This is a genomic window from Sutterella parvirubra YIT 11816 (assembly GCF_000250875.1).
Lineage (GTDB): Bacteria > Pseudomonadota > Gammaproteobacteria > Burkholderiales > Burkholderiaceae_F > Sutterella > Sutterella parvirubra.
Genome location: NZ_JH604942.1, coordinates 25,398 through 32,153, shown reverse-complemented (window position 1 = coordinate 32,153; position 6,756 = coordinate 25,398). Strand labels below are relative to the sequence as shown.

Annotated in this window: 8 protein-coding genes; 6 read left to right on the top strand and 2 right to left on the bottom strand. The window is 62.2% G+C overall.

All coding sequences use genetic code 11. The features are described 5' to 3' along the window. Nucleotides 1–916: 916 nt before the first annotated feature. Complete coding sequence (locus tag HMPREF9440_RS04430) at nucleotides 917–2,884, top strand: multiheme c-type cytochrome (protein WP_008541871.1); 1,968 nt, start codon at nucleotides 917–919, stop codon at nucleotides 2,882–2,884. Between the two features lie 86 nt (nucleotides 2,885–2,970). Here the strand turns inward: HMPREF9440_RS04430 and HMPREF9440_RS11390 are convergent, their stop codons facing one another. Further along, a complete protein-coding gene (locus tag HMPREF9440_RS11390; protein WP_172634282.1) occupies nucleotides 2,971–3,216 on the bottom strand; it encodes a hypothetical protein in 246 nt (81 codons plus the stop codon). Here HMPREF9440_RS11390 and HMPREF9440_RS04425 point away from each other — a divergent pair. The 5 genes from HMPREF9440_RS04425 to HMPREF9440_RS04405 are packed head-to-tail and all read left to right on the top strand — an operon-like array spanning nucleotide 3,215 to nucleotide 6,427. Beyond that, nucleotides 3,215–3,685 carry a rhodanese-like domain-containing protein gene (locus HMPREF9440_RS04425; RefSeq protein ID WP_008541869.1) on the top strand — a complete coding sequence of 157 codons (471 nt, stop codon included), beginning with the start codon at nucleotides 3,215–3,217 and terminating at the stop codon, nucleotides 3,683–3,685. The genes HMPREF9440_RS11390 and HMPREF9440_RS04425 overlap by 2 nt on opposite strands. Nucleotides 3,686–3,698: 13 nt before the next feature. Next, a complete protein-coding gene (locus HMPREF9440_RS04420; RefSeq protein WP_008541868.1) occupies nucleotides 3,699–4,085 on the top strand; it encodes a DUF4418 family protein in 387 nt (128 codons plus the stop codon). Nucleotides 4,086–4,092: 7 nt separating this feature from the next. After that, on the top strand, nucleotides 4,093–5,286 hold the full coding sequence (locus HMPREF9440_RS04415; protein ID WP_008541867.1) for an ABC transporter permease: 1,194 nt from the start codon (nucleotides 4,093–4,095) through the stop codon (nucleotides 5,284–5,286). Further along, nucleotides 5,283–5,966, top strand: a complete 684-nt coding sequence (locus HMPREF9440_RS04410) for an ABC transporter ATP-binding protein (RefSeq protein WP_008541866.1) — start codon at nucleotides 5,283–5,285, stop codon at nucleotides 5,964–5,966. Before HMPREF9440_RS04415 ends, HMPREF9440_RS04410 begins: the two co-directional genes overlap by 4 nt. A gap of 38 nt (nucleotides 5,967–6,004) precedes the next feature. Continuing rightward, nucleotides 6,005–6,427: a thioredoxin family protein gene (locus tag HMPREF9440_RS04405; RefSeq protein WP_008541865.1), complete on the top strand. Its 423-nt coding sequence runs from the start codon at nucleotides 6,005–6,007 to the stop codon at nucleotides 6,425–6,427. A 99-nt stretch (nucleotides 6,428–6,526) separates the two neighbouring features. On the opposite strand, the gene HMPREF9440_RS04400 is transcribed toward HMPREF9440_RS04405, so the two are convergent. Beyond that, the coding region (locus HMPREF9440_RS04400; RefSeq protein ID WP_008541864.1) for a hypothetical protein at nucleotides 6,527–6,756 on the bottom strand (230 nt) is incomplete at its 5' end.

Sequence of the window (6,756 nt, the reverse complement as noted above, 5' to 3'; positions counted from 1 at the left end):
CGTAAAAGACGCTCGTGGAGGCTTCGTGCGGCACCGCCGCACGTCGCCCGTCCCAAAGCGAATCCTCAAAACATCCGCAAACATCCGCCTCCGGCCTCCTCCTTTGGTAGGGGTCGGACGAGAGACGCCCGGGCGCGGAAGCCCCGGGCGTTCCTGTTTTCGTGTCCGCAGCGGGGCCTTCGTTCGGTCCCGCGGGATGCTTCGCCCGGGAGAGAGCCGCGCCGGGGCCGAAGGCGGCATGAGGCGGCGCCTCCATCACGAATTGCCGTCTTCCATTCAAGGCCGGGGAAAGATCGGAAACCGTGATGGTCGATCGGGCAACAAATCGAAAGCCATCATCTATGACTCAACATCTCTCGATAGAGAGGGTTTCAAAATCGACTTGGTGATTTCCCTTGGTGGCTGAAAAGGCGTTCATTCGGCGGGGGAGGGTGTCCGCCGGGGAGGGGATCGCGCCCTATGTGTGTTTGTACGTCAGGGTTTCATCCTGCACGTTTCCGCGCCGTCCGAACCTCCTTCCATTTTTCGGAACGAAGTGCCTGAGAGCGTCGACTAAGCGCCTTAATGCACCCCTAAAGTGGTAGAGCCATGCAATCCTGCGAAACGGACTGTGATCTTTTTTGAAACGGTGTATTCCGTGTTCAAAAAATCCAATAAACCGCAGAAAAATCAACGGTATTGGATTTTTGTAAGCACAAATACGCATGAGCTTGGGGCGGGAAAACCGACCGAAAGAACTAGTTCTTCAGATCTAATCCGCAGGCCCCACACCCCCTTTCTTAGCCTCACATTAAGGAGTACTGTTCCGGACGTGGACCCGCAAGGGGCCACATTGACCTCAAAAAAGAAAGGGCCCCATCCGTGATGGATCGGGTCAACAACACTAACCAACCATGAGACCCGTAAGGAGCTAAATATGACCAAGCACTCCAAGCTTCTGTCTCTGGCCGCCTGCCTGAGCACGGCTTTCGCAGCTTCCGCCGCTATGGCTGCTGATGCGCCCGCCGCCGCGCAGAGCAAGGTTGACCTCCCGCGCACCCTTGAAGGCTACGTCGCTCAGGACAAGGCCTTCTGGGACTACCTCAAGGCGAACCATCCGTACTTCAAGTATTTGAAGGAAGGTCGTGTGGTCGGCAAGTTCACGATGTCCGACCGCAACGAAGAATGGGTGGAATTCGGTGGCGGCGACAAGTACGCTCAGAAGACCGGCCGCCACACCGCCGTGACGTATCGTTTGCCGTATGAATCCTTCCTCGACCTGCCGAACAATTTCGTCGGTCCGAAGAAGTGCGGCGAATGCCATCCGTCGCAGTATGAAAAGTGGGAACGTTCCCGTCACAACAAGATCGTCCGCTTCCCGGAAGAGCTCACGGAAGTCGGCGGCGACATGAAGAAGCCGCTCTACAACTCCAAGGCCTCCGTGCTGCCTGAAGGCATTGAAGCCGACGACGTGTTCGTGATCATGGGTACGCCCCGCACGAAGTACGGCTTCGTGGACAAGTGGCTTGTCCGCGGCACCTATCACGTTGAAGACGGCAACCTCGGCAAGGGCACCGGCAAGATCGTCGCCGGCGGCAACCAGTTCTCCCGCAACTGGGCCGAACACCTGACGCCTGAAGTCGTCAAGAAGATCAACGCCTGGGATCCGACCTTCCCGACGAAGCTCGAAGACTTCGGCGCGCAGTCTTCCAACGTCTGGGGCTTCAACTCGTACGGCGCTTCGAACCGTACGCAGGCCATGTTCCAGCCGGGTTCGTCGTACTGCGAAATCTGCCACACCTGGAAGTTTGACTTCAAGAGCCAGGACGAACTCTTCGCCGCCTTGGGCGACTCGAAGAAGCTCCGCAGCCACGTCGTGGCCAAGGGCGTCTCCTGCGAAGAATGCCACGGTGCCGGTGCCCACCTCTACGGTGCGCGCGGTGCGGGCATGCCGTCCGACTGCGAACGCTGCCACCAGCGCTTCGTCTACAACGAAAACGACGCGAAGAACAACTTCAAGACCCCGTTCAACAGCTACTTCAAGAGCTTCTGCCCGGCCTGCGGTACCGAAGGTTCGCAGTCCCACTACACGAAGCACTATCAGAAGGGCATGCGCTGCACGACCTGCCATGACCCGCATGAAGTGACGTCGAACGACTGGGCCTCGCACTACACCGTCCCGAACCTGAAGAAGGAATGCCAGGACTGCCACACCACGGCGGCCGAATTCTTCGCTCAGGGTGGCACGCACAGCCGCAACAGCTGCACGTCCTGCCACATGCCGATGCTCGGGTCGTGCGAAAACTTCGCTTCGATCCAGCGTCCGGACTTGGCCGGCTTCGACAACGTTCGCAAGTCGCACATCTGGCGCATCCTCGTTGACCCGGAAAAGAAGTCGATCAACCCGCCTGAAGGCGCGACCGACCGCAAGCTCTCGTCGCCGAAGGGTTGGCATCTGACGAAGGACGACGGTCGTCCCTACCTCGACCTGATGTGGACGTGCGGCCGCACGGCCTTCGCCGACAAGAACCAGGTCGACGCGCTCGGCTGCCACAGCCCGATCCAGTCGAAGTTCCCCGAACCGCTCCGCTTCAAGGACCAGAAGACCATCTACAACAAGGTCGTGGCCTGGCAGACCCCGGTGAAGGAAGGCTACGCGAAGATCACGGCTGACCTTCTCACGATCAGCGACATGCTCGAAGTCTCCAAGATCTCGAACGCCGACAAGGCTCAGGTCCAGGTGTACGCCGAACAGGCCCGCACGATCGCTGCGAAGATCAAGGACGACGGTTCGTGGGGTGTCCACGCGCCGAAGTACGCGAAGCAGTTGGTCCAGGAAGGCCAGGTCTTCACGGAACAGGCTCTTGCGATCCTGAACCAGAAGCCCGCCACCGCCAAGAAGTAATTCTTGCGTGACCTTCTGAGGTCGATCCGGAACCCTCCGGGGTTCCGGGCTCTGCCTCAAAACTTGAACTCCGGTTGAGTTTCGGCTCAGCCGGAGTTTTTCGCATCTTCGGCCGCCATCCGTTCGGATGCGTTGTACGGCGTGTTCTGAAAAATCGCCGCCGGGCTTTTGACTTCGGTAAAGTCCACTCCATTTCGGGAGAGGTGATCTTCACCCAAAGAACTACGCATAAGCCACAATATCCCCCGTACGTATGAGGTGCAGCGTCGGCCGGATTCCCACCAAGCCGGACCCATCAGGCGGCCGACGGCGCTCAGGAGAAAAATAACCATGAAGAAGACTCTCACCACGCTGGCCGCCGCCCTGGCGATCGGCATTGTCGGCACGACCGCGGTTCAGGCCGCGGATCCCGCCCCGAAGGGGAAGACCGTTCAGGAAATGCGCCAGCCGATTCCGCTCTCCCTGGAGCGCGTCAACAAGGTGTTGGGCCAGCCCGGCGTCTACATCCTCGACTGCAACCCCGAAGAGATCCACGCGAAGAGCCACATCAAGGGGTCGATCCACGCCAACATCGAGGATTGGACGAAGCTTCTCCCCGCGGACAAGAAGAACAGCTTCATCATCTTCTACTGCATCAACCGTCTCTGCACCGTGTCGTTCGAAGCGAGCCTCGTCGCGATCGACATGGGCTACGAAAACGTCTACGTCATGCCCGACGGCATCCAGGGTTGGGTGACGCACGGCTACGACTTCGAAGGCACCGGCCGGAAGGATCCGGGCCTCTCCATGAACAAGAAGTAAGAGGGGCCACGGCATGAAACCCGCATTCTTCACGGGCCTTCTGATGGCCTTTCTGGGCGCCGCGCTTGCCGTGGCGTCCCTCGTCTGGCTCCCGCACTGCGGGGGCGAGCACGTCATGAAGTGCGTCTGGATGGTCCGCGCAACGGCGGGCGTCGGCTTCATGATCATGCTCGGAGGCATCATCATGCAGTTCGTGTCGGCGCACTGGGCCGCGGGGCTCCAGACCGCCAACATCCTGAACGGCATCCTCGTCGTCCTGCTCGCCACCGTGCTGATCGGGCCGTGCCCCAACCCGATGATGGGCTGCCACGCGACGACGCAGGGCGCACTCATCGTCTTCGGCGTGATCATCGCTCTCATCGCCGCCGCGGACCTTTGGCGGCTCTCGCGCCGCGGGTGACCGGGTCATGCAGGCACTCTCCACGTGGCGGCTCGCCTCGGCGAACCTCTCCAAAAAGCCCTGGCGCTCGATCTCGCTCGCGCTCGTGGTGGCGATCTTCGCCTTCATGCTGCTCGTCGGGTCGATGATCTCGTCGAACCTGCAGCAGGGGATCGGGTCGCTCTCCGCCCGCATGGGCGCGGACCTTTTGGTCGTCCCGCAGGGGCAGGGCAAAAAGATCGAAGGCGTGATCCTCCGCGCCGAACCCTCGACCTTTTATCTGAAGCGCTCGCTCCTCGATGTGATCGAATCGATCCCGACCGTGGAGCGCGCGTCGGGGCAGCTCTTCATTTCTTCGCTCGATGCGCAGTGCTGCTCGGTGAAGGTGCAGCTGATCGGGATCGACCAGTCGACCGACTTCGTGGTGGAGCCGTGGCTTCGCCGCGCGGTCGAGCGTCCGCTCACCGGGAACGAAGTGATCGTGGGCGACTACATCTTCGGACAGGTCGGAGACGAACTCACGTTCTTCGACCAGACCTTCAAGATCGTGGGCAGGCTTGAACCCACCGGCATGGGCTTCGACAGCTCGGTCTTCATGACGATGGATGCGGCCCGGAAGGTCGGCCGCATCGCTTCGCCCGAGCGCGCCGACGAGATCGACGAGAGCCTCTCCGCGATCCTCGTCAAGGTGAAGCCCGGCGTCGATCCGATCTCGATTTCGGACGCGGTGCTGGACCGTCTGGGGCTTCGCGCCAACGTGAACTTCGTCTTCGCGTCCAACATGATGAGCGACACCTCGGCGAAGCTCAGGAACATCGTCTCGGTCCTCTACTCCGCCGCCTTCGGCGTGTGGGTGGTCGCGGCCCTCGTGATGTTCGTCGTCTTCTTCTTCGCCTTCAACGAGCGCGAGCGCGAGTTCGCGACGCTGCGGGTCTTGGGCGCGACGAAGAAGCGCGTCATCGGCATCGTCATGACGGAATCCTTCATGATGAGCGCCGTCGGAACCGCGGTCGGGCTCCTTTTGGGGATGCTCTTCATGGAACTCTTTTCGGTGAACATCGCGAAGGCGATCGGGCTTCCCTACATGGCGGGGTCGGGGAGCGCCCTGACGGTGGTGTTGGCGGCCCTGGCCGGGTGCGTGACGTGCCCGCTCGCGACCTTGCCCACCGCCTGGCGCATCGGCCGCAAGGACATCTACACGTCGCTTCGGGAGGGTGAATGATGACTGCCCCTTTGATTGACGTGAAGCGGGTCGGGAAGCGCTACGAGCGCGGCGGGCGCCCCTTCTGGGCCGTCAAGGGCGCGACGCTCACGGTCTCGGAAGGTGAATTTGTGACGCTTCTGGGGCGCTCGGGCTCCGGGAAGTCGACGCTTCTCAACATGGTGGTGGGGCTTTTGGCGCCCACGGAAGGCACCGTCACGCTCTGCGGCCAAGCGCTGGCCGGCATGAGCGACGAGGCGGCCTCGGCGCTACGGAACCGCGCGGTCGGCTTCGTGCCGCAGGGCGCGGGCGTTCTCTCGACCCTCACGGTGCTCGACAACGTCCGGCTCCCCGCCTACTTGTCGGCGGGCGTCAGGGAGGAGGAAGGCCGCGCGCTCGAACTTCTCGAGGCCGTGGGCCTCAAAGAGCTCGCCAACCAGTACCCGAGCGCGCTCTCCGGCGGGGAACTTCGCCGCGTCGCCATCGCGCGCGCCCTCATGAACCGGCCGAAGGTCATCGTTGCGGACGAACCGACGTCGAGCCTCGACGCCGACAACGCCGCGATGGTGGTCGACATTTTCAAAAAGCTCGCCCGCGGAGGAACGGGCGTGCTGATGGTCACGCACGACACGTCGAGCATCGAGCAGTCCGACCGCCTCTTTGACATGGTGGGCGGCGTGCTCTCCCCGCACGAAGCGTGACCGCACCTCAATAAAACCGTCCAAGGAGACAACGCAAGATGTTTCGCCGTCAACTGATCGCCGCGGCCGGCTGCGCCGCCGCTCTCTCGCTCGGGCTCTCCGGCGCGGCCTTTGCCGAAGACTGGGTCGAACCCTTTCCCGTGAAGGGCAAGCCCACCATCGTCGACTTCGGCGCCGAATGGTGCGCGAGCTGCCCCGAGATGGCCCAACTCATGAACGCCATGCAGAAGGAGTACGGCGAAAAGGTCGCCTTCATCACGATCGACATCGACAAGTACCGCGGCATCGAGAACAAGTACCTCATTGAAGAGATGCCCTCGCAGATCTTCTACGACCACACGGGCGAGCCCGTCTGGTTCCATCGCGGGGCGGTCGACGCGGATGCGCTGCGCGAACGCGCCGACATCCTGCTCGAAGCCCAGCAGCGCGCGAAGGAAGGGAAGGGCCCGGACGAGCCGTAACCTCCCGAGATGCGAAGCCCGAGCCCGGCGACCAACGGGGGTGCGGGTACGAAGAAGACCCGCCGGTTTTCCGCCTGCAGGCCTTTGATCTTTTTGGGGTCAGACGGCGCTCAAGTCGTTGAGCGTCAGCCCGACCAGCCTCCGCTCCCAAGAGGCGTATTCGGGATGGGCTTCCAGAAAGCGTCCGACCGTCCGTTCGAGCCTCTTCAGGTCGCAGGCCTCGGGGTCGAGCTTCACCTCGGCGAAGGTGATGGTCTTCGTCACGGGGTTCGCGGCGACCATGTCGACGTCGCTGCCGTCCCCGCGCTCCCACCAACCGCCGACCTCCA

Bases quoted from the DNA above. Each gene is read 5' to 3' on its own strand.
- HMPREF9440_RS11390 (WP_172634282.1), bottom strand. From the start codon at position 3,216: ATGGTTATTTTTCTCCTGAGCGCCGTCGGCCGCCTGATGGGTCCGGCT.
- HMPREF9440_RS04425 (WP_008541869.1), top strand. From the start codon at position 3,215: ATGAAGAAGACTCTCACCACGCTGGCCGCCGCCCTGGCGATCGGCATT.
- HMPREF9440_RS04420 (WP_008541868.1), top strand. From the start codon at position 3,699: ATGAAACCCGCATTCTTCACGGGCCTTCTGATGGCCTTTCTGGGCGCC.
- HMPREF9440_RS04430 (WP_008541871.1), top strand. From the start codon at position 917: ATGACCAAGCACTCCAAGCTTCTGTCTCTGGCCGCCTGCCTGAGCACG.
- HMPREF9440_RS04410 (WP_008541866.1), top strand. From the start codon at position 5,283: ATGATGACTGCCCCTTTGATTGACGTGAAGCGGGTCGGGAAGCGCTAC.
- HMPREF9440_RS04415 (WP_008541867.1), top strand. From the start codon at position 4,093: ATGCAGGCACTCTCCACGTGGCGGCTCGCCTCGGCGAACCTCTCCAAA.
- HMPREF9440_RS04405 (WP_008541865.1), top strand. From the start codon at position 6,005: ATGTTTCGCCGTCAACTGATCGCCGCGGCCGGCTGCGCCGCCGCTCTC.